Here is a 21566-nt window from a genome sequence, read left to right on the forward strand (position 1 = left end):
CGGATTCTTGTTGTGACGTATTTCATTTCCATGTACCGAAGACTATTTTAACTTTTAAAAGTAAAATAACATGGAAAAATTATTAGAACAATTCGGAGCTACCTCCAAAGAACGTGTAGAAAAAGCACTTTCAACATTACAACAGGGAAAAGGCATTCTTTTAGTAGATGATGAAAATCGTGAAAACGAAGGCGATATCATCTTTCCCGCATCCACTATTACAGAAAAGGACATGGCACTTTTGATCCGCGAATGCAGTGGCATCGTTTGTTTATGTATTTCCGAGGAAAAAAGTAAGCACCTCAACCTGCGTCCAATGGTGGAAAACAACAATTCAAAAAATCAAACAGCATTTACCATTACGATTGAAGCTAAAGAAGGAGTGGAATCCGGTGTTTCAGCAAAAGATCGTGTAACAACCATCAGAACAGCAATAGCAGCCAATGCTCAGGCAGAGCATATTGCCAGCCCTGGACATGTTTTCCCTTTGATCGCCAAAAAAGGCGGAGTCTTTGAAAGACGTGGACATACTGAGGGGAGTGTAGATCTTGTAAAAATGGCAAATCTTGGTGATGATGCCGTACTTTGTGAGCTAACCAATGAGGATGGCTCCATGGCAAGACTTCCGGAAATTGTAGATTTTGCCATCAAGAAAGGAATGAGTGTCGTTACCATTGAAGACATTCATGCTTACCGCAAAATGATCATGAGCAACTAAACGTATATATTTAATGCACAGAACAGCCGTCCAATAACTTCGGACGGCTGTTTTTTCAATATAAAATCTATTAATTTAAAAAGTAGCAGCTGGTGCTGTTTCATTATTTAATTTTCTCTGAATTTCAGTTTTCTTTCCTTTTGAAAAATCATAGCTTATCCCCAATACAAACATTGATTTATTATTCATGATTTGAGTATGAACCTTATAATCTACCAAGCTTTCCGGTAAACTCTTCGTTTTATATTCAGAAGGCATCCCCATCCAGTACATTCCGGTGGAAAGCGTCCAGTTTTTATTTTTATAGCTTACAAAAATATTATTCTGATTCTCATTGGTATTGAGAAATGCTCCATTAAGGCTATACGTTGGAATATTGAACTGATACTGAAGAGAAAAAGCCTTATATTCTGAAGACAGCACAAAATAATTCCCCAGATAATCATTCTTGATTAATGCCCCCTTACTTGTTCTTACCGTTTCAGAAGTAGGAACCAATACTGCTTTTATGACAAGCAGACTATTTCCAAAGGGCTTATAAGATCCTGTAAGCTGTACTCCATACCTTTGTCCGCTTTTTCCGTTCTCATAAGTCAACGCGTAACCTCCCAATTCATTATCCTGAACATAATATTGGTTGATTACCCGATCTGTATAGCGGTAAAATAAAGCAGCATTGAAATCAAAATACTTATTATTAAAAGAATAAGTCAGATTATTAGAAAACATCTGTTGTGATTTCAGAAAAGGATTTCCTCTTTGTACAATATTAGGAGCCAACTGTACTACATTACTGCTTAACGCATTACTTAAAGGACTTATCGGACTGTAGCTTCCCGTGAAACGAATGCTCTGATTATTTTTCAACTGATACCCTAAAACAACTTTGGGAGTAAAGCTCCATTCATCAAAAATATTTTCAGCACTCTTATTATGGATATTGGTAAGCCCAGCTCCAACACGATAACTGAATTGATTTATTTTCCCTGAAAACTCTGTATAAAAATATTGCTCCAAATAAGTAACGCTATATTGGGAATACCCTGTCAGATTATTCAGATCATTAGAAATAGAAGATCTTGAAATACGATACCCTGATGATAATCTCCCACTCTTAAAATCATGAACATGAGCAAGTTCCCCAACCACACTCGTTTGCTTTGCTTTCAGCATCATATCATTATCATATACTGAAAGCCCGGATGATACAATCCATTCTTTAGCGGTTTCTGAAGTATTAGTAGTGTAATGAGATCCCACTACATTAATGCTTAGCTCATCTTTCTCACCAATCTTTTTAGAATAATACAAGTCCAATTTTGGGATCACATAATCTGAACCATTATTTTTAAACATAGCATGCGATTCACTAAGATTATCTTCCGTGAAAACACTTTGTCCAACCCCTTTTGAAAATCTGCTGAAAATATCCATGTTTAATTTTGCCTGAAAAGCATAATCATCCGGAACAAGCCTGGTATATCGTAGCGCTATATTCTGAAAAGTATAACCAAAATGATCTTTCCTGTTCTCATCCGAACGGTAATGATTTCCATTCAACTGATAATCATAAATACTATTTACGCGTCTGTCATTATAGTCTCTAAGGTTTAGGGAATATTCTAATCCGAAGTTATTTTTTCCTTTGGTATAATTGGCATAGGCAGAGCCATTAACAAACCCTGTATCTAAAGCAGAAAATACATCAGCCCCGAAAACATACCCTGTTTCCGTAGATTTTGTCAGAATATTAATTACCGTATCTACCCTCGTTGCCCATCGCGCCGGTGGAATATCATAATACTCAACTTTCACCACTTCACTGGGTGCCACACTTCGAACTTGCAAATCTGTAGCTTCAACTCCATTGATTAAAAATAATGTAGTTCCTCCCTTTGTGCTGGTAATCGTATTTGAAACAGGATCCAATTGTAGCTCTGGAAGTGTACGAAGTAAATCTTTTGCATAGCGTGCTCTTTCCAAAGCTTCTTTATCAAAGGTATAAACCGCTTTATCCGCAAACTGTTTTTTTCTTTGTGACTTTAAAATAACCTCCTGAATTTCCTTTGTTGCTAAAGTATCAGTAGAGTCATTTTTCTTTTCCTGCGCAAATATGAATGTTCCACAAAGAAAGCATATGGTATATATCATTTTTTTCATATCAGAAATGGAATTATACTTTTAGGACAATCAATTACTGATGTATATTACATTTACTCTTTCTGACATTTAAAAAAATTCAAATATTTTTATCAAAATTCAAATTATTATGTTAAATTCATCTCGCTTTTTGCTGATATCTTTTAACATCACAAAATATAATGCTATGAAAAAATTAGTCACACTCACTCCATTTTTATTGTTTTCTGCAATGGGTGCGCAGGAAATTGAAAATAGTTCGGCAGAGAAAATGAATATCATTAAGACCAATGTTACCGCTTATGCGTTCCGAAATATTAATCTCACCTATGAAAGAGCGATCAACCAGTGGTTTTCGGTAAATGTAGGCTTCGGAACAATGCCTGAGGGAAAAGTGCCTTTCATCAATGCTTTTTTGAAAGATGAGGATGAAAAAAGATTTCAAAACCTCAAAGTAAAAGCCACCAATTTTACGATAGAACCAAGATTTTACATTGGAAAAGGATATGGAAAAGGATTTTATTTTGCACCTTATTATCGATATTCTGATGTATCTTCCAATACTTTTGATTTTTATTACGACTACAATGGTCCTGGGAATGTTACCTATCAAATTCCTCTTAAAGGCCAGGGAAATACCAATGGAAACAGTGGTGGTCTAATGGTAGGGGTACAATTCTTTCTTACCAAAAACCAAAACCTTGTCCTGGATTTCTGGATTGCCGGTGCTCACTACGGAAGTGGAAAAGGTGATTTTACAATGACCAGCGACTACGTTTTGACTCCCGACATGCAGTCACAACTCAAAAAAGAAATAGAAAATCTTGATATTCCATTTGTAAAATATACCGTGGAAACCAATGCCAATGGTGCCAAAATAAAAGTAGACGGGCCATGGGCTGGTTTTAGAAGCGGGCTTTCCATTGGATATAGATTTTAAAAATTACAACCTTATAATATTAAACCGTTCTTTTTCAGAGTGGTTTATTTTTTTCTAAAAGTTGTATTTTAGATGCCATTATTACAGATTTTTCCGAAAAATAATAAATATGAATTCATCCTCCATTACCACCAGCCAAAGAATCAAAGCCATCATAGGCGGATCCATCGGAAATCTTGTAGAATGGTATGACTGGTATGCCTATGCAGCCTTTGCAATTTATTTTTCTAACTCTTTTTTTCCGGATTCAGACCTCAATGCACAACTCATGAATACCGCGGGTATATTTGCAGTCGGCTTTCTTATGAGACCCATTGGCGGATGGATGTTTGGGAGTATTGCCGATAAAATTGGAAGAAAAAGAGCGATGACGCTTTCCGTATTGTTGATGTCTTTCGGCTCGTTGCTTATTGCCCTTACGCCCACCTATAAATCAATAGGGATTTTGGCACCGGCATTATTACTGCTTGCCAGATTACTTCAGGGATTGAGCGTAGGTGGTGAATATGGAGTTTCAGCCACTTACCTCAGCGAGATGGCTACTCAGGACAGAAGAGGATTCTACTCAAGCTTTCAGTATGTAACATTAATTGGTGGACAGCTTATTGCTTTGGGAATTCAGCTTATTTTACAAAAACTATTGTTGACTGAAGCTCAGCTTGAAGATTGGGGATGGAGAATTCCTTTTGTGATTGGAGCAATGCTTTCTATTATTGCATTATATCTTAGAGCCAATCTTCATGAGACAGAAGCCTTTGAGAACAAGAAAAAAGTCAGTGACGAGAAAAAAGGAACGGTAAAAGAACTTCTGAAGCACCCAAGAGCTTTACTTACTGTTGTTGGGCTAACCCTGGGTGGTACTCTTGCCTTTTACACCTATACCACTTACATGCAGAAATTTTTGGTTAATACTGTTCATCTTACCAAGGAAGAATCTACATTAATTTCATTTATATCTTTATTCATATTCGCTTGTCTTCAGCCTGTTTTTGGAGGATTATCTGATAAAATCGGAAGACGCCCGCTCCTTTTGGGCTTTGGTATTCTGGGAACTTTATGTACGGTTCCGCTTTTGACTGCATTAAGTACTACAACCTCAATGTGGAGTGCTTTTTTCCTTATCATGGCGGCATTAATCATTGTAAGCGGCTACACTTCCATCAATGCTGTGGTAAAGGCAGAACTTTTTCCGTCCGAGATCCGCGCTTTGGGGGTAGGACTTCCCTATGCCATTACGGTGGCTGTTTTTGGAGGAACGGCAGAATATATTGCTCTTTGGTTTAAAAAAATTGGTTCTGAAGAATATTTCTATTGGTACATTACAGGTTGTATCTTATTTTCCCTTGTGGTATATATGGGAATGAAAGACACAAAAAAGACCTCCACATTGGATAAGGATTAAGCCATTAACTATATAAAAAACGAGCGCTACAGAAAATCTGTGGCGCTCGTTGTATTTTTAATGATAAGCTTGTTTAAATTTTTCTATCATACTGTCCAGATTATGACGCTGGACATACACACTTTTTACCTCTTCATACCTTGGAGATTTGTAGAAAACCTCATGGAAATCCATACTTCCATTTCCTACTTTTACAACTTTCTGTACTTCGATATTCAACTTCTTCAATTCGTCTTTAAAGACTTTAAATTCATCTTGGATGCTACTACTCATTTATATTTTGGGATTTAATTAAAAACTACTATTCACATTGGGCACCCTCCCAACACTAGGGGTAGTGTCTCAAATTCCGAATAAAGTTAGTAAATTTATTAACACAAAGTAACACTTTGATAATATTTTATTATTTTTTTTACAAATAGTCAGTCAATATTATTTGATTAATACATATTCCGTATTTTTAAACTGTCGAAAAATTGTAACAACGCTATACAAACCATGAATATTAAAGCATTTTTCTCTTTATTCCTTTTATTTCTGCTTGCTTTCTTTCATGCCCAAAAAATAGAATTTAAGGCACCAGATTATTTATTGATTCAAAAAAATATCGAGGATAAAAATTCAGAATATTATTATCCGAAACTTTTAAAACGATTACAACAGAACGATACTCTTCTTACAGGCAATCAATACCGTCATCTTTACTTTGGCTATACTTTCCAGAAAGGGTATCAGCCGTATAAAATTGGCAAGAAGGCCGAGGAGGTTGCCAAATACTATCGCGGGGAGGGTATTTCGCAAAAAGATCTGTCTAAAGGAATCCAGTTGTTTCTTGATGCTTTGGAAGAAAATCCACTGGATCTACGGGCTATGAACTATCTTGCTTATTTATATCATTTAAATAATGATGATGTTACAGCAGAGAAAATTGCCGGAAATTTTCATGGATTATTAAACGCTATTCTTACTTCCGGTGATGGTATGAAGTGCGAAACCGGCTTTCATGTCATTTCCGTTACAGATGAGTATGTACTTTTAAACAGGTTTCAAATGGAGACCAAAGCACAAAGCCACATCGGAAAATGTGATTATCAGGAATTCGAAAAAGGCAAATATAAAATCCCGGGATTTTATTTTGACATCAGTAGATTCTATGGAAGAATATTAGATTAATAGTCTTCGTTTTTTATATCATTTTATCCCTTAAAATAAAAATTATCAATTTTTACAAAAATAAATATCATGTGATTTTGCCCTAACAATAAGGGTTTCTAAGAAGTAAAAATATTTTTTATCAAAAAAGAATAAACCTTAGTGTAACATTTTTTAAAGGTTCGTCTCTAAAAGACAAATAAACTTTAAAACCTTAGAAATCATGAAAAAATTCACGTTCCTTCTTATCATCATGTTATTTTTTGCTGCTGTAAGCAATATTTTTGGCCAGGAAAAAACATATCCGTTTGAAGTAAAGAAAACAGGAAAAGGAAAACAGTCTTTACTATTTATTCCGGGATTTGCTTCTTCAGGAGATGTATGGAATGAAACAACGGCTAAGTTTGAGAAAGACTTCACTTGCTATACCTTAACGATGGCAGGATTTGCAGGAGCAAAACCCGAGGCGAACCCTACCTTTAAAGACTGGGAAAAAGGAATTGCAGCTTATATAAAAGATCATAAAATTCAAAAGCCTGTTATTATTGGACACAGTATGGGTGGTGGCCTTGCTTTAGCCATTGCAGCAGATTATCCGGAACTTGTGGGTAAGATTGTTATTGTAGATACTTTACCTTGCCTGGCTGCTATTTCTAATCCTGCTTTTACTTCCAAGGAAAATAATGACTGCTCGGCAATGATGAGTACTTTTACAGCAATGCCGGATGAGCAATTCAAAAAAATGCAGAATCAGTCTATTCCACGTCTTCTGGCAGATACTTCTATGCAGGACACCGTGATTGACTGGAGCATGAGGTCTGACAGAAAAACTTTTGCGAAAATGTTCTGTGATTTCTCTAATACAGACCTTAGAGAAACAATAAAAAATATCCAATGTCCCTCCCTTATTCTGCTTGAAGCCTACTTTGTTTCTTTGAAGCCATCCATTGAAGCTCAGTATAAAAATCTTAAAAATGCCAATCTTCAATATTCCACAAAAGGATTACATTTCATTATGTATGATGACAAGGAATGGTATTTTAACCAGTTAAATAATTTCTTATCCGCGAAATAATGGCATTTGAGGATATATACGAACTCTACTGGCAGAAAATATTCCGTTTGTGCATGGGATATGTAAATGATACTGAATTGGCTCAGGATCTTGCTCAGGAAACCTTTATCATTGTATGGCAACAGCTTCCGAAATTCAGGAATGAATCCAGCGTTGGAACATGGATCTTCAGGATTGCTTCCAACAATTGCCTCCGACAAATTGAAAAGGAAAAAAGATTCGCTAAAACAGATCTTCCCATCAATCTGGAAGAGAAGAAGCAGGAATCAATGGAACCTCAGATACAAATGCTTTACCAATTTATTTCTGAACTGCAGGAAACGGACAGGATTATCATCTCTCTGGAACTGGAAGAGGTAAAGCAAGCTGAAATAGCAAATATCGTAGGACTTTCGGAATCCAACATACGGGTAAAGATCCACAGGATAAAAGAAAAATTAACACAAAAGTTTAAAGAAAATGGATACTAATATAGATTTCAAAAACATCTGGAAGCAACAGACTTCCAATAAGCCCAATATTGAAGAACTTCTGGGCAAGCTGAAAAAATTTAAGAATGAAAACCTGCGCAAGCTTATCCTAACCAATCTTTTACTGATTGCAACATCTCTGAGTATAACATTCATCTGGTATCATTATCAACCTCAGCTAGTTACAACCAAAATTGGGATTATACTTGTTATTCTCGCAATGGTTATTTTCTTATTGGCCTACAATAAACTATTCATGCTCTTTTATAAGATTGACGATACCCAATCCAATAGCGATTATCTTCAAAACCTTTATCTGGTGAAGAATAAACAGAAGTTTATGCAAACCACCATGCTCAATTTATATTTCATCATGCTGTTTCTTGGAATCTGTTTATATATGTATGAATATGCCTCAAGAATGACACTCATGTACGGAATACTGGCTTATGGATTAACATTTATCTGGATAGGAATCAATTGGTTTTACCTGAGACCGAAAACAATCAGAAAACAACAATTAAAAATTGACGAATTAATTGATAAATTTGAAGAAATCAATAATCAGTTAAAAGAATGATAAGCTCTTCCGAAAATAAAAACCACTGGGAAAATGTATATGAAACCAAGAATGCTGAACAGGTAAGCTGGACTCAGAAAAAACCTCAAACTTCTCTTGAACTTATCCGTTCTTTTGGATTGGGTAAAGAGGCAAAAATTATAGATATTGGCGGTGGAGACAGCAATTTGGTTGATTATCTGCTTGAAGAAGGCTATGAAAATATCACTGTCTTGGATATTTCTGCCAAAGCATTGGAAAAAGCAAAGGAAAGACTTGGAAGTTCAGCCAATAAAATCAAATGGATTGCTACAGATATCACAGCATTTGAGCCAACGGAAACCTATGATATCTGGCATGACAGGGCTGCTTTTCATTTTCTGATTACCCGTGAGCAGGTTTCAAAATATATAAGTATTGCAGAAAAAAACATAACGGGTTTTATGGTTTTAGGAACATTTTCTAAAAACGGACCTACAAAGTGCAGCGGACTGGATATTCAGCAGTATGACGAAATATCATTGTCTGAAAAATTTGAAACAGAATTTGAAAAAATAAACTGCATTACTGAAGATCATATGACTCCTTTCGGAACCACTCAAAATTTTGTTTTTTGCACCTTTAAGAAGCATTAGTCATTTTATAGTATTTTTGAATTATCTTTAATAAACAAAAAACATTAATATAAAAACTATGAAAAAACTATTATTTCTTTGCATTACTGGTGCTTTGTCATCAAATTTTTATTCACAGAAGGTAGAACTTGAGGCATGCGGAACTGATGAATTAATGAAAAAACATTATGCCAGATTCCCGGAACAAAAAGTTCAGGACGATACTTTTAATCTGGAACTATCCAAAATGATCAAAAGTGGAAAACTGGCCTCAAGACTCAATCAAAATCAGGTCTATGAGATTCCGATTGTTGTACATGTTGTAGGTGATGGAAGTGCTATAGGAACCGTTAATAATAGATCTGATGCGGATATTATTTCATGGGTTAATTACACCAACGGTGTTTTTGCAGGAAGTTCATCCAGTGGAATGTCTTCTACAAGCTCTATTCTACCTGTAAAATTTGTTTTTGCTAAAATAAATCCCAGCTGTAATGCTACCAATGGAATCAACAGGATTGATGCGTCTCATCTTCTAAAATATGTAAGCGGAGGGGTAAATGATGATAATACGACCAACGCTGTGCCTGCAACAGATATTACATCCTTAGGATTATGGGATACCAGCAAATATTATAATATTTATGTTGTCAAAAAGCTAACCTCCAATTCAGGAGCTCTGAACGGCTATGCTTACTATCCGGGAGGAAGCAATGATTATTCTTTTATGTCTACCAGTGCTTCAACGGTAAATGCACAGACCCTCGCCCATGAATTTGGCCATGCTTTGGGACTTAGACATACCCATGAAGGATATAATACCACCTCTGGTGCCTGCCCTGTAAACAATGATTGCACAATGGATGGAGATCTTGTTTGTGATACAGAGCCTATGAAAAGCCTTTACCACTCCTCCGTTCCTCACACTTGCCAGGCAGGACAGATTAATCCCTGTACAAATCAAACTTATGCAGGTGGAGAAAGAAATGTAATGGCCTACACCTACTGCTTCAGAGATTTATTCACACAGGGGCAAGCAGACAGAGCGACGGCACAGCTTCTTCAGTACAGACAATCTTTGATCAATTCTCCTGTAGCCTCAGCAACAGCCATCAACAACAATGCATCTCTTACCAATGCATGTACACCAACATCCATAACCAATCCTGGAGGATTTAATATTGGTATTACCTATGTAAAATTTGGCAACATCAATAATTCTTCCAATAATTATAAACAAGCTTCTAATAATTTTTATGAAAATTTTACAGGCAACTACTGTTTTGGTTATTCAAAAACTACGATTCCCCAAAACACAGCAACTACCATTACTGTAGCTCCCGGAACAAGCAATTCGCATATTATAAAAGCATACATTGATTATAATAATGATGGACAATTTAATGAATCTACAGAATTGATACTTAATCAAAGTGGGATAAGTAATGGGGCATTGGCCACAGCTTCTGTCACTCCTCCACCGGGTGCTGTAACCAATACACCTTTAAGAATGAGAGTGATCGGAGATTATAACGGAACAGCCATTACGGCCTGCTACACACCAAAGTATGGACAGGTAGAAGATTACTCTGTAATTATTGAACCTCAGACTTCATTATCTGTACAAAATGGTTTACAAAAAGAGAATTCGTTCATTACTAAAGATGAAAGTTCTGTGTATGTAAAAAGTGATTCTAAAATCTCAACATTGCATATCTACGATGCCTCGGGAAGATTACTTACTCATAAGACAGATATCAATACCTCAGAATTGAGAGTTCCGATAGATCAGAAAAATACAATCTTAACGGTTGCCATTGTTTTAAAAGACGGGAAAACAATTACCCAAAAATTAAAATTCTAACAACTTCATCCATAAAAAAAGAGAGCATTTTGCTCTCTTTTTTTATTAATTTAATCCAAGCCTTATCTTTATTACTTGGAATACTATCTTATTGGGTTATGACTCTTTCTCCACTTCTACTTCTACCTCATGGCGTAGCTGAGCTTTATAAAGTGTAGAATAATAACCGTTCTTATCTAAAAGATCCAAATGTTTCCCCTCTTCTACAATTTTCCCATGTTCCATTACAATAATCTTATCTGCTTTTTCAATGGTGGAAAGTCTGTGGGCAATAATGATTGATGTTCTGTTTTTGGTGATTTTTTCAGTTGCTTTTTGAATTAGTTTTTCACTTTCATGATCAATAGAAGACGTTGCTTCATCCAGAATTAAAATCTTCGGATCAGATAAATAAGCCCTAAGGAAAGATAATAATTGTCTTTGGCCTAAGGAGATTGATGAACCTCTTTCGCTTACCACATAATCATAACCACCAGGAAGCTGTTCTATAAACTGATCTACTTCAATTTCCTTAGCACCGGCCTTTATTTTATCCAAAGTGATACTGTCATCTCCAAAGGAAAGGTTTTCAAAAATACTTCCGTGGAAAAGGAAAACATCCTGCAATACCACACCGATATGACTTCTAAGATTGTACAATTCATAATCTTTTAAGTTCACATCATCAATGAGAATATTTCCGGAATTAATATCATAAAGTCTGGTAATTAGGCTGATAATCGTAGATTTTCCGGCGCCAGTTGCCCCAACAATCGCTACGGTTTCTCCCGGATTTACTTTAAAATCAATTCCTTTCAATACTTCCTGCTTTTCGTCATAAGCAAAATGTACTTTCTGAAATTCTATTTTACCGGCAAAGTGATCTTTTTTCACGGTTCCTGTATTCGGCATCGAAATTTCTTCATCCATTAATCCCAATACTCTTTCTGCCCCTACAATACCTCTCTGGATATTGTTAAAGCGGTCTGCAATCTGCCTCAAAGGACGGATTAGCATTGAAATGTACTGAATAAACGCAATCACCACCCCGGCACTGATCGTAATATATCCTCCATAAAAAAGAATAAAGCCGATGAACAGGGAAGAAATAAGTTCCACTACCGGAAAGAATAATGAGAAAATAAAAACTGTTCTCAATAAAGCGCCTTTCAGCGTAATATTAATATCATCAAATCTCTTAAATTCTGATTCCTGTCTGTTGAAAACCTGAATGATCGACATTCCCGCCAATCTTTCCTGTACAAAGGAGTTCTGTGTAGCCGTCCAGTTTCTTTCATCTCCAAATGCTTTTTTTAGCCTCTTTTGGAAGAATCTTGTGATAATTACCATTAAAGGTAAAATTGCCAACGTAATATAACTCAGGTGAACATTGGTGCTGAACATCATCACCAATACAAACACAATTCTCAGGATATCCCCAAAAACCATCAGGAAACCGTCGGTATAAACCGTTGCAATAGTTTCTACATCACCTACAGCACGGGTAACCAATTGCCCGATAGGAGTTTTATCAAAGAAAGATGTTTTGAAATAAATCAATTTAGAGTATAGCCTCTCTCTAATATCCCTGATTACATTTTGTGAGATAAAATTTGAAAAATAAACTAAAAAAAAGTTTAAAACGGTTTCTGCAAAAACCAATCCCACCAGAATATAGATATGCTTCATCATCAAAGCCTTGTCCTGCAGCTTTGTGATGTCATTATCCACCACTTCCATGGTAAGGTATGGTCTGTAAGTAGAAACAATTGAAAGTATTACGGAGATTATTAAAGTAAGGATGAACCAAGAACGAAATTTCATTCCGATAAAGAACAGCCTTTTTACAATTCCCCAGGTATCTTGTTTTTTCATTGTACGAATCGAAGAAAAGAATTAAAATTCTATGCAAAAATAAGACTTTCTAAATTGCCAGCCTTTAGAACTTTTGCAAATCGTTATAGAAAATTTCAGATACCTATCATTTACAGAATGAATATCTTCCGTCTGCTGATGCTTCCCTTTCTTGTATAGATCTACTAATGTTCAGAAATTTCACCTATTTTTTCTATTTCAAGAGATGGTTTTTGAATATTCTCTTTTTTAAATTTTTTCTCAAGAAACTGATGAATTCCCCAGACTAAAACTATGGAAATAAGCCAACCGACAATATTAACCGCAGAAAACCCTGTATAGTTTACATTATTCAAAGATTCCGGGTTGGTTATAGTTAGATACATCCCGAAACTAAATGCTAAAAAAATTTGGGATCCAAGATAAATTCCTATTGCCAAAAGGCCAAAATGCCACTTTGTTTTCCCAAACCTTTCTGCCAGCTGGGCATAATATCGGTAGGCACCGATAAGGATAAAAATTGATAACATGATTATTATTTTGTTTTTTAGTTTTTAGTTTTTTTAAAATTCGTAGCCTACATCTACTAAATACAGTCCATGGGCCGGTGCTGAAGTTCCTGCTGCATTACGGTTTTTGTCTTCAATTACCCTACGCATATCTTCAGGCTTCAGTTTTCCGGTACCGACTTCCACCATGGTCCCCACAATAGCACGAACCATATTTCTCAGAAAACGATTGGCAGAAACGGTGAACTTAAGCTCTGTTCCCTCCTGCTCCCAATGCGCCTTATACATTTTGCAGATGTTTGTCTTGTTGTCTGTTTTTAATTTTGCAAAGCTTGTAAAATCTTCATACTCGAATAAGATTTTGCAGGCTTCATTCATTTTATCTATATCCAATGATCTTTTCCAGTGCTGCCACGCAGACTCCTGAGTAAATGGATTTTTCGCTAATGAAATATAATACTCGTATGTTCTATACGTTGCATCAAAACGTGCGTGAAAGTCATCTCTCACCTTAAAAATCCTGTGAATGGAAATATCAGGAGGTAGAAACCCGTTTAGTCGGCGAGGAAATTCATCACTCAGCTCATGCTCCGTATCAAAGTGAGCAAATATTTTTTTGGCGTGAACCCCTGTATCCGTTCTTCCGGCACCCGTAGTTTTAATCTCTTCCCTTAAAATTGTGGAAAGTGCTTTTTCCAGTTCTTCCTGTACAGAAATGGCGTCCGGCTGTATCTGATAGCCGAAATAATTCTTTCCGTTGTAAGAAAATTCAATAAAGTATCTCAATGTATTATAATAACTCCACAAAAATACTTTAATTTAACGAAATATTTGTTGAAAAGTCTTTGAGAATATTATACTAAATCCCTATGAAAATTCCTATTTTTGCAATCGTATGAAAAGATGGTACCTTTATCCTTTTTCCCTTGGTTATCATTTGGTAACGGGTATCCGAAACACAATGTACGATTGGGGAATTTTTAAGTCGACAAAATTCAAGACACCGATAATCAATGTCGGGAACCTCTCTGTGGGCGGAAGTGGCAAGTCGCCAATGGTGATGTATCTCGCTCAATATTTATCCAAACACTATAGAACCGGAGTCCTTTCAAGGGGCTACGGAAGACTGACTAAAGGGTACGAGGTTACCAACTACGACAGTAATTATAAGGTAGTGGGTGATGAAGCTATGCAGCTTTTTGAACGTTTCAAAAACCGTTTTGTTATTGCTGTATCAGAAGAACGTGTTCCTGGTGCCAAAAAGGTAATTGATGATATGGATCTGGAAGTGTTGGTATTGGATGATGCCCTACAGCACAGAGCGATTAAGGCAGGTTTCAATATTTTGATGACTGACTTTAATGATCCTTTCTTCAAGGATTACCTTCTTCCTGCCGGAGACCTTAGAGAATCCAGAGCGGGAGCAAACAGAGCAAACATTATCATGGTCAGTAAATGTCCTGATGAACTTACGGAGGAAACCAAAAGGTATTATATTTCAAGGATCAAACCTACTTATAACCAAAAAGTATTCTTTTCATCCATTAGTTATGACGAGAATGTATACGGAAAAGATAAAATGCTTCCGGATAACAACTTAAATTATTACGATATTCTACTGATCACAGGAATTGCCAATCCTAAACCACTTTTAGAACATTTAGCCAAATTCTCAAAAAGAGTTAAGCATCTAAAATTTAGGGATCATCATAATTTTACCGATGAGGATATTAAAAAAATTCTTGCTGAGTATAAAAAATTAGGAGAATATAAACTGATATTAACCACAGAGAAAGATTATGTCCGTCTGAAAACTTTTGACTATCTTAGAGATATTGTTTACTACTGGCCTATCAATGTCATTATTGATAAAAAGGAGGAATTCAATCAAATCATCTTAGATTATGTTAGAAAAAATTAATGAGACAGCTGATTTTATCAAGAATATCATTCAGGAAACACCTGATTTTGCTGTTGTTTTAGGATCCGGACTTGGAAAACTGCAGAATGAAGTAGAACCGATCCATGTTTTAGAGTACAAAGACATCCCCAACTTTCCACAAACTACAGTTGCCGGCCATACCGGTAAGCTTATCTACGGAATACTGGAAGGGAAAAAAGTACTGATGATGAGTGGCCGTTTTCACTATTATGAAGGTCATTCCATGGAAACGGTAACCTTTCCTGTAAGGGTTTTTCATCTATTGGGAATTCAAAATTTAATTCTGTCCAATGCCTGTGGAGGAGTAAATCCTGATTATAGCATTGCAGATGTCGTTATCTTAAAGGATCACATTAATATGATGCCTGAGCACCCGCTTCGTGGGAAAAATATTGATGAACTCGGACCACGATTTGTGGATATGAGTGAACCCTACAACAAAAAAATGATTGCTGTAGCCGAAAAAGCAGCCTCAGAAAATAACATTAAAATCCATCAGGGAATCTACGTTGCATTACAAGGTCCAACCTTTGAAACTCCCGCTGAATATGGAATGATTAAAGCCATTGGGGGTGATATGGTAGGAATGAGCACCGTTCCTGAAGTTATTGTTGCCAAGCACATGGGAATAGATGTATTTTGTATGTCTGTTATTACCGATCTTGGCGGACCGGATATCGCTTTTGCCGTTTCTCATGAAGAAGTTTTAAATGCTGCAAACAAAGCTATGCCTAATGTCATTACGGTAGTGAAAGGATTAATCAAGAACTATCAATAGAACCGCTCTTTTTTAAGCACTCATTAATCTATCCATAGAAATTTTCAATTTTATAAATTTTTCCTAATTCATGAAAAATCAATCTCAGATTCCAATTCATTGTTTAGATTTGTATAAATGAAATTGTAAGAAATGAAAAAGTTGTTATTAATTTTTATGGTAGGAATATTTGGATTAAGCTATTCACAAAAAATTCCTACTGTTCTTAAAACCGGATTTTCCAAGGAAGCCCTGAAGCAAAAACTGGAAGATGAAGACGGAAAAGCAATTACCATCCAACAGATTCTGGATCAACATAAAGGAAAAGTTCTGGTGATTGATTTCTGGGCAGGATGGTGCAGAGATTGTTTGCAGGCTCTTCCAAAAGCCGAAGTACTGGAAAAAAATAATCCAAATGTTGATTTTGTATTCTTATCATTAGAAAGATCAAAAGAAGGATTTGATAAAAGCCTTGTAAGATTCAACATGAAAGAGAAAGATAACTACTGGTTTGCATCTGGATGGAAAAATGATTTCAACAATTATATTGACCTGAACTGGATTCCAAGATACATGATTATTGATCAGAAATCGTCTATTGCAAAATACTACGCCATATCTCCGGAAGATCCTGAAATTCAAAAAACCATAGACAACCTTTTAAAATAATTCCACCTATTTTTTACACCATGATTACAAGAGAAGCTACGAAGGAGGATTTAAAGATTCTTTTAGAATTTGAGCAGGGAATAGTTTCTGCCGAAAGACCTTTTAACAGTACACTGATTGAAGGAGAAATTCATTATTATGATCTGAATGAATTCATACAATCACCAGATGCAACATTAATTGTTGTGGAAGACAATAATGAAATTGTAGCATCAGGTTATGCCCTGATTAAGAAGTCTGATAAAGACTACAACAATTTTAAAAGCTATGCTTATCTGGGCTTTATGTATGTAAAACCTGAATACAGAGGAAAAGGAATCAACAAGGTGATTACCGATGAATTGGTAAACTGGGCAAAATCCAGAAATATTTCAGAAGTAAGGCTTGATGTTTATGCACAAAATGCTTCTGCAATAAAAGCCTATGAAAAAGCAGGGTTTGAACCCCTAATTCTTACAATGAGATTGAAATCTTAACGAATAATTTACCGTAAATAAAGGAATCCATATCTTTGTGATATGGATTTTTCTTTGCCGCTTCGTAAAATTATTCACGTAGATATGGATGCATTCTATGCTTCCGTGGAGCAGCATGACAACCCAACACTGAAAGGGAAACCCATTGCTGTGGGTGGCCAGCACCGAGGTGTAGTGGCTGCAGCAAGCTATGAAGCCAGAAAGTATGGTGTTCGCTCTGCAATGCCCAGCAAAACCGCAAAGGAAAGATGCCCTGATCTTATCTTTGTACCGCCCCGCTTTGCCCGATATAAGGAAATTTCAAAAAAGATTCGTGAAATATTCTATGAATACACTGATCTGGTAGAACCATTATCCCTGGATGAAGCCTATCTGGACGTTACCGAAAATAAAAAGGGAATGGAATCTGCCAACCTCATCGCCAGAGAAATTCGTCAGAAAATATTTGAAGAAACGGGTTTAACTGCTTCTGCTGGAATTTCTGTAAATAAATTTCTGGCAAAAGTAGCTTCGGATATCAATAAACCCAATGGCCAAAAAACCATTCATCCTGATAAGGTAGAAAGTTTTCTGGAAGAATTGCCCGTTGAAAAATTTTATGGTGTAGGAAAGGTTACGGCTAACAAAATGTTTAGTTTAGGAATCTACAAAGGAAAAGATTTAAAGAAAAGATCGTTGGAAGACTTGGTAAGGCTCTTCGGGAAATCCGGAAAGCATTATTACAATGTGGTGCGCGGCATTCATACTTCGGAGGTAAAACCTCATCGGATCCAGAAAAGTGTAGCTGTAGAAAGAACTTTCTTTGAAGATCTTTTTGATGAACAGCAGATCAATGAAAAACTGGAAAGCCTGAGTCAGGAGCTTCACCAAAGGTTACAGAAAAATAATATTCTGGGAAGAACCTTAACCTTAAAAATCAAGTATAAGGATTTTTCTCTTTTTACAAGAAGTATAACCCGAGAAGATTATTTTACATCTCCTGAACAGTTTTTTAACACCGGAAAAAAATTATGGGAACTTCGTCCCTATGATAAAGCTGTCCGTCTTCTCGGATTGTCTCTCTCTCACCTTAATACAGAGGAAAAAAAGCAAATTTCAGTTCAACTAAAAATCCCGTTTGAAGAATTCGAAAATCAATAGGTCATATTTTTTCGCTAACTTGTAAAAACCAAACCAGCAAAAGTTATGAACTCAACGATGATACAATTTTTCCACTGGTATTCTGAAGGTGATGGAAAGTTGTGGAAAGATACTCAAAAACAAGCTCAATATTTAGCAAAATTGGGAATTACCTCTGTCTGGTTTCCTCCAGCCTACAAAGGAACAAATGGGGGGTATTCTGTAGGATATGATGCCTATGACCTTTATGATCTGGGAGAATTTGATCAAAAAGGGACTATTGCCACCAAATATGGAACCAAGGATGACTATTTAAAAGCAATTAAAGCTTTAAAAAAACAAAATATAGAAGTCATTGTAGACATTGTCCTAGGCCATAAAGCCGGTGGTGATGAACTGGAAAAATTCAAGGTGGTAAAAGTGGATGAAAACAACAGGGATAAAGTTATTTCTGATGTTCTTGAAATAGAATCCTATACTAAATTTACATTTCCGGGAAGAGGAAAAAAATACTCTGATTTTGAATGGAACTTCAATTGCTTCAGCGGTGTTGACTATGCAGAGGGCATGGATTCTCACATTTATAAAATACAATCCGAATATGGAGACGACTGGGAGGAAATGATTCATGATGAGAAAGGAAATTACGATTACCTGATGTACAATGACATTGAACACAGAAATCCTTTTGTACGGGAAGAACTTAATGAATGGGCAAAGTGGTATTTTGATCAGACAGATTTTGATGGAGTCCGCCTTGATGCTTTAAAACACATTTCTCATGATTTTTATAAGGAGTGGATCACCCTTCTTCGCTCCAATTCAGGCAAAAATATCTTTGCTGTAGGGGAATATTGGGCACCAGGATATCTCCATCTTCTCCAAAAATATATTGAAGTAACTGAAGGGTGTATGAGTCTTTTTGATAGTTCATTACAAAACAATTTTCATAATGCCTCAAAAGAAGGAGAGTCTTATGATCTCAGAAGAATTCTTGACGAAACGCTTACTCAGGCAGATCCTTTACACGCCGTAAGTATTGTTGCCAACCATGATACTCAACCTCTTCAAGATCTGGAAGCTCCTGTTGAATCTTGGTTTAAGCCTATTGCCTATGCATTGATTTTACTAAGAAAAGATGGCTATCCGTGTGTATTTTATCCTGACCTGTATGGTGCTCATTATGTAGATAAGGACAGGGCCGGAAATGATCAGGAAATATTTATGCCGAAAGTAGATGGGATTGAAGAACTGCTTAAAGCCAGAAAAGATCATGCTTATGGAGAACAACGGGATTATTTTGAAGATGCCAACTGCCTCGGATGGGTACGTGGAGGAGATGATCAGCATATGGGATGTGCGGTTGTACTCAGTAATAAAGATAGCTACAACAAGCCTATGGAAATGGGAAAACGCTATGCGGGTAAAAAGTTTAAGGATCTGTTAAATCGGTTCAAGGATAAAGTCACCATTGATGAAAATGGTTGGGGAGATTTTCCTGTACCCGCAGGAAATGTAAGTGTCTGGGTTTCCGAATAAAAACAATAGTAAATAAAATATAAAAAGCGCACATCAGTGATGTACGCTTTATTTTATTATAATACTGAATATTAGCATTTAATTCCACGGCAGCTCCATAGATCCTGAGCCCATTCACAACAATAATTGTCTTCGTTATAAAAACAGCATATTCTGTCTCTAATAATGATTCCTCCTTTTAAATTTTTAAGTTCTTCTCTGTTAATTTTTCTTGCGTTTTGAAGTTTTGTCGATTTCATAGTTTAATGTTTTAGAATTTGGTTTATGAATATAATAAAAAAACTTAACAAAACCACATAACAAACTACAAAACAACTCAATAGAACAACAACACTATAAAAGAAAGAACAGTAAAATTAGAATTAAAAACTATTTATTATTATTTATCTAAAAATGTATTTTTTGTATTTTTAGAATCTCGGGTCGTTCCGATTGATCAGAAATCTTACCTGTTCTGGCAAATTCTGCCCAAAGCGCCCTTAACTTTTTACCGTTCTCATGAATACGTTCCCATGGTATATTCTTTAGCATTTCAGATGATTTCCAGGCTGCTTCATTACCGAAGATCAAGGGGAGGTCAATACAATGGGGAGCACCTATAGGATTCTCCTTTAGTTGGGAATGTATTCTGAATAAATAAACATTTCCTCCTGCTTTAGCATAATCTTCTGCAAATTTTCGAGCCGGAGCACCGTAGATAAATTCTGTAGTTTTCTCTACTGTTTTATCCATGATCTTTAGTCCCAGACCTTTTCCAAAGTATTTGTTTAAAGCGTCCGAAGTTTTAAGATAAAATGCTGTTTCATCATTATTCAAACCAATCAACACATCGTATTTTTTGGCATTCTCCTGCCATTTTTCAACGGACTCTTCTTCCGTGCATAACGGAGGAAAACCATATTGTGTACCAAAGGGCATGGCGGCTTTCAAACCAAACTTCATGAAAGATGGCACAAATTTATCGTATTCATCCATCATTTTTAAAACATCTGTCTCATCTTTAATTTCCTCTGTTTTTTTCAGAAATTCAGCAGACATTTTCTTTCTTTTATGACGCAGACCTAAAGGTGCACTCTGAATAATTACCCGCTTAAATAAATCATCAACTCCCTCGGATATCATTAAATGCGCTATAGCATCTCCTCCTGAGGATTGCCCAAGTAATGTGATATTTTCAGGATCTCCACCAAAATCTGCAATATTGGCCTTTATCCATTTCAACGCCTCAATCATATCAAATAATCCCAGGTTTGCAGGTCTTTTCTCATCACCACCTAAAAAGCCAAAGAGCCCTAAACGATATGAAACGGTAACTACAATGATATGCTGTTCCTTTACCCATTCTGTAGGATCTGCAGTGGTCAGATCACCACAGCCAATTTCATGGGAACCTCCATGAATCCAGACCAAAACGGGAAGATTTTCGTTTTCAGTAATATTTTCAGGACGGGTTATCGAAAGATATTGGGTAGCTTCTTCTGCTTCAAATTCTTCAACAGGAGTTCTCCCAATCATTTTTTCTACAAGAGGACTGAGTTTCTGTGGGCAAACCGGCGTTTTATCAGGGTAAAGAATATCTGAAGTGGAGCGTTCTATTGGAACAGGTTTTTGAAATCTTTCGGAGCGGGCATAGCGAATGCTTTTAGCCTTGATAACTCCGTCTTTCTTTAATGCTGCAATTTTTCCAAAACGGGCATCAAAAATATGGATCCCTTTCTGTTGTGATTTCATTTAAAAAAAATTATGAAAACTTCTATCCTTAAAATTAATTCGGTTTTTTGAGAAGAAA

Annotated in this window: 22 protein-coding genes; 15 read left to right on the forward strand and 7 right to left on the reverse strand. The window is 36.1% G+C overall.

Translation table 11 applies throughout. The annotated features are described in order from the left end of the window. The first annotated feature begins 70 nt into the window (after positions 1-70). A complete protein-coding gene (gene ribB / locus EG359_RS11585; protein ID WP_076354864.1) occupies positions 71-718 on the forward strand; it encodes a 3,4-dihydroxy-2-butanone-4-phosphate synthase in 648 nt (215 codons plus the stop codon). A gap of 75 nt (positions 719-793) precedes the next feature. Here the strand turns inward: ribB and EG359_RS11590 are convergent, their stop codons facing one another. Beyond that, the gene (locus EG359_RS11590) at positions 794-2878 is read right to left on the reverse strand and encodes a TonB-dependent receptor domain-containing protein (RefSeq protein WP_076354866.1); all 2085 of its coding nucleotides are present in this window, start codon (positions 2876-2878) and stop codon (positions 794-796) included. Positions 2879-3044: 166 nt separating this feature from the next. Here EG359_RS11590 and EG359_RS11595 point away from each other — a divergent pair, with 166 nt between their 5' ends. Continuing rightward, positions 3045-3797: a DUF3575 domain-containing protein gene (locus tag EG359_RS11595; RefSeq protein ID WP_076355272.1), complete on the forward strand. Its 753-nt coding sequence runs from the start codon at positions 3045-3047 to the stop codon at positions 3795-3797. 109 nt (positions 3798-3906) lie between these two features. Then, positions 3907-5199 carry an MFS transporter gene (locus EG359_RS11600; protein ID WP_076354868.1) on the forward strand — a complete coding sequence of 431 codons (1293 nt, stop codon included), beginning with the start codon at positions 3907-3909 and terminating at the stop codon, positions 5197-5199. A 57-nt stretch (positions 5200-5256) separates the two neighbouring features. Here EG359_RS11600 and EG359_RS11605 read toward each other — a convergent pair whose 3' ends face one another. Continuing rightward, positions 5257-5472, reverse strand: coding sequence for a hypothetical protein (locus EG359_RS11605; protein WP_047494121.1), 216 nt, complete (start codon positions 5470-5472; stop codon positions 5257-5259). Between the two features lie 225 nt (positions 5473-5697). Between EG359_RS11605 and EG359_RS11610 the strand changes: the two genes are divergently transcribed. From EG359_RS11610 to EG359_RS11635, 6 genes are all read left to right on the forward strand, one after another. Continuing rightward, a complete protein-coding gene (locus EG359_RS11610) occupies positions 5698-6372 on the forward strand; it encodes a DUF4919 domain-containing protein (protein ID WP_076354870.1) in 675 nt (224 codons plus the stop codon). Positions 6373-6574: 202 nt separating this feature from the next. Further along, positions 6575-7426, forward strand: coding sequence for an alpha/beta fold hydrolase (locus EG359_RS11615; RefSeq protein WP_076354872.1), 852 nt, complete (start codon positions 6575-6577; stop codon positions 7424-7426). After that, positions 7426-7896: an RNA polymerase sigma factor gene (locus tag EG359_RS11620; protein WP_076354874.1), complete on the forward strand. Its 471-nt coding sequence runs from the start codon at positions 7426-7428 to the stop codon at positions 7894-7896. Before EG359_RS11615 ends, EG359_RS11620 begins: the two co-directional genes overlap by 1 nt. Continuing rightward, positions 7886-8476, forward strand: a complete 591-nt coding sequence (locus EG359_RS11625; protein ID WP_076354876.1) for a hypothetical protein — start codon at positions 7886-7888, stop codon at positions 8474-8476. The genes EG359_RS11620 and EG359_RS11625 overlap by 11 nt, the downstream gene beginning before the upstream one ends. Beyond that, positions 8473-9090 carry a class I SAM-dependent methyltransferase gene (locus EG359_RS11630; RefSeq protein ID WP_076354878.1) on the forward strand — a complete coding sequence of 206 codons (618 nt, stop codon included), beginning with the start codon at positions 8473-8475 and terminating at the stop codon, positions 9088-9090. Before EG359_RS11625 ends, EG359_RS11630 begins: the two co-directional genes overlap by 4 nt. Before the next feature lie 58 nt (positions 9091-9148). Next, a complete protein-coding gene (locus EG359_RS11635; protein ID WP_076354880.1) occupies positions 9149-10933 on the forward strand; it encodes a M43 family zinc metalloprotease in 1785 nt (594 codons plus the stop codon). A gap of 96 nt (positions 10934-11029) precedes the next feature. On the opposite strand, the gene EG359_RS11640 is transcribed toward EG359_RS11635, so the two are convergent. The 3 genes from EG359_RS11640 to truA all read right to left on the reverse strand — a co-directional run bounded on the left by EG359_RS11640 (position 11030) and on the right by truA (position 14061). Further along, positions 11030-12787, reverse strand: coding sequence for an ABC transporter ATP-binding protein (locus EG359_RS11640; protein ID WP_076354882.1), 1758 nt, complete (start codon positions 12785-12787; stop codon positions 11030-11032). Positions 12788-12951: 164 nt separating this feature from the next. Further along, positions 12952-13296, reverse strand: a complete 345-nt coding sequence (locus EG359_RS11645) for a hypothetical protein (protein WP_076354884.1) — start codon at positions 13294-13296, stop codon at positions 12952-12954. 33 nt (positions 13297-13329) lie between these two features. After that, positions 13330-14061, reverse strand: a complete 732-nt coding sequence (truA, locus tag EG359_RS11650) for a tRNA pseudouridine(38-40) synthase TruA (RefSeq protein ID WP_076354886.1) — start codon at positions 14059-14061, stop codon at positions 13330-13332. A 109-nt stretch (positions 14062-14170) separates the two neighbouring features. Between truA and lpxK the strand changes: the two genes are divergently transcribed. From lpxK to EG359_RS11680, 6 genes are all read left to right on the forward strand, one after another. Then, positions 14171-15196 carry a tetraacyldisaccharide 4'-kinase gene (gene lpxK, locus EG359_RS11655; RefSeq protein ID WP_076354888.1) on the forward strand — a complete coding sequence of 342 codons (1026 nt, stop codon included), beginning with the start codon at positions 14171-14173 and terminating at the stop codon, positions 15194-15196. Further along, positions 15180-15995 (forward strand): purine-nucleoside phosphorylase, encoded by an 816-nt coding sequence (locus EG359_RS11660; protein ID WP_076354890.1) that lies wholly within the window; start codon positions 15180-15182, stop codon positions 15993-15995. Before lpxK ends, EG359_RS11660 begins: the two co-directional genes overlap by 17 nt. A gap of 132 nt (positions 15996-16127) precedes the next feature. Further along, complete coding sequence (locus EG359_RS11665) at positions 16128-16643, forward strand: TlpA family protein disulfide reductase (RefSeq protein WP_076354892.1); 516 nt, start codon at positions 16128-16130, stop codon at positions 16641-16643. Between the two features lie 20 nt (positions 16644-16663). Then, positions 16664-17119, forward strand: a complete 456-nt coding sequence (locus EG359_RS11670; RefSeq protein ID WP_076354894.1) for a GNAT family N-acetyltransferase — start codon at positions 16664-16666, stop codon at positions 17117-17119. A gap of 42 nt (positions 17120-17161) precedes the next feature. Further along, on the forward strand, positions 17162-18259 hold the full coding sequence (dinB, locus tag EG359_RS11675; protein WP_076354896.1) for a DNA polymerase IV: 1098 nt from the start codon (positions 17162-17164) through the stop codon (positions 18257-18259). 57 nt (positions 18260-18316) lie between these two features. Further along, positions 18317-19777, forward strand: a complete 1461-nt coding sequence (locus tag EG359_RS11680; RefSeq protein ID WP_228435065.1) for an alpha-amylase — start codon at positions 18317-18319, stop codon at positions 19775-19777. Between the two features lie 71 nt (positions 19778-19848). Here EG359_RS11680 and EG359_RS22455 read toward each other — a convergent pair whose 3' ends face one another. Both EG359_RS22455 and EG359_RS11685 read right to left on the reverse strand, forming a co-directional pair. Next, a complete protein-coding gene (locus EG359_RS22455; RefSeq protein ID WP_164463064.1) occupies positions 19849-20016 on the reverse strand; it encodes a hypothetical protein in 168 nt (55 codons plus the stop codon). A gap of 148 nt (positions 20017-20164) precedes the next feature. After that, complete coding sequence (locus EG359_RS11685) at positions 20165-21508, reverse strand: carboxylesterase family protein (RefSeq protein WP_076354900.1); 1344 nt, start codon at positions 21506-21508, stop codon at positions 20165-20167. Between the last annotated feature and the right edge of the window lie 58 nt (positions 21509-21566).

Origin of the sequence: Chryseobacterium joostei (assembly GCF_003815775.1) — a bacterium.
Lineage (GTDB): Bacteria > Bacteroidota > Bacteroidia > Flavobacteriales > Weeksellaceae > Chryseobacterium > Chryseobacterium joostei.

Coding starts and splice junctions, on each gene's coding strand:
- dinB (WP_076354896.1), top strand. CDS start 17,162: ATGGATTTTTCTTTGCCGCTTCGTAAAATTATTCACGTAGATATGGAT.
- EG359_RS11620 (WP_076354874.1), top strand. CDS start 7,426: ATGGCATTTGAGGATATATACGAACTCTACTGGCAGAAAATATTCCGT.
- EG359_RS11640 (WP_076354882.1), bottom strand. CDS start 12,787: ATGAAAAAACAAGATACCTGGGGAATTGTAAAAAGGCTGTTCTTTATC.
- EG359_RS11645 (WP_076354884.1), bottom strand. CDS start 13,296: ATGTTATCAATTTTTATCCTTATCGGTGCCTACCGATATTATGCCCAG.
- EG359_RS22455 (WP_164463064.1), bottom strand. CDS start 20,016: ATGAAATCGACAAAACTTCAAAACGCAAGAAAAATTAACAGAGAAGAA.
- EG359_RS11685 (WP_076354900.1), bottom strand. CDS start 21,508: ATGAAATCACAACAGAAAGGGATCCATATTTTTGATGCCCGTTTTGGA.
- EG359_RS11670 (WP_076354894.1), top strand. CDS start 16,664: ATGATTACAAGAGAAGCTACGAAGGAGGATTTAAAGATTCTTTTAGAA.
- EG359_RS11660 (WP_076354890.1), top strand. CDS start 15,180: ATGTTAGAAAAAATTAATGAGACAGCTGATTTTATCAAGAATATCATT.
- EG359_RS11605 (WP_047494121.1), bottom strand. CDS start 5,472: ATGAGTAGTAGCATCCAAGATGAATTTAAAGTCTTTAAAGACGAATTG.
- EG359_RS11610 (WP_076354870.1), top strand. CDS start 5,698: ATGAATATTAAAGCATTTTTCTCTTTATTCCTTTTATTTCTGCTTGCT.
- lpxK (WP_076354888.1), top strand. CDS start 14,171: ATGAAAAGATGGTACCTTTATCCTTTTTCCCTTGGTTATCATTTGGTA.
- ribB (WP_076354864.1), top strand. CDS start 71: ATGGAAAAATTATTAGAACAATTCGGAGCTACCTCCAAAGAACGTGTA.
- EG359_RS11600 (WP_076354868.1), top strand. CDS start 3,907: ATGAATTCATCCTCCATTACCACCAGCCAAAGAATCAAAGCCATCATA.
- EG359_RS11630 (WP_076354878.1), top strand. CDS start 8,473: ATGATAAGCTCTTCCGAAAATAAAAACCACTGGGAAAATGTATATGAA.
- EG359_RS11595 (WP_076355272.1), top strand. CDS start 3,045: ATGAAAAAATTAGTCACACTCACTCCATTTTTATTGTTTTCTGCAATG.
- EG359_RS11665 (WP_076354892.1), top strand. CDS start 16,128: ATGAAAAAGTTGTTATTAATTTTTATGGTAGGAATATTTGGATTAAGC.
- EG359_RS11680 (WP_228435065.1), top strand. CDS start 18,317: ATGATACAATTTTTCCACTGGTATTCTGAAGGTGATGGAAAGTTGTGG.
- EG359_RS11625 (WP_076354876.1), top strand. CDS start 7,886: ATGGATACTAATATAGATTTCAAAAACATCTGGAAGCAACAGACTTCC.
- EG359_RS11590 (WP_076354866.1), bottom strand. CDS start 2,878: ATGAAAAAAATGATATATACCATATGCTTTCTTTGTGGAACATTCATA.
- EG359_RS11615 (WP_076354872.1), top strand. CDS start 6,575: ATGAAAAAATTCACGTTCCTTCTTATCATCATGTTATTTTTTGCTGCT.
- EG359_RS11635 (WP_076354880.1), top strand. CDS start 9,149: ATGAAAAAACTATTATTTCTTTGCATTACTGGTGCTTTGTCATCAAAT.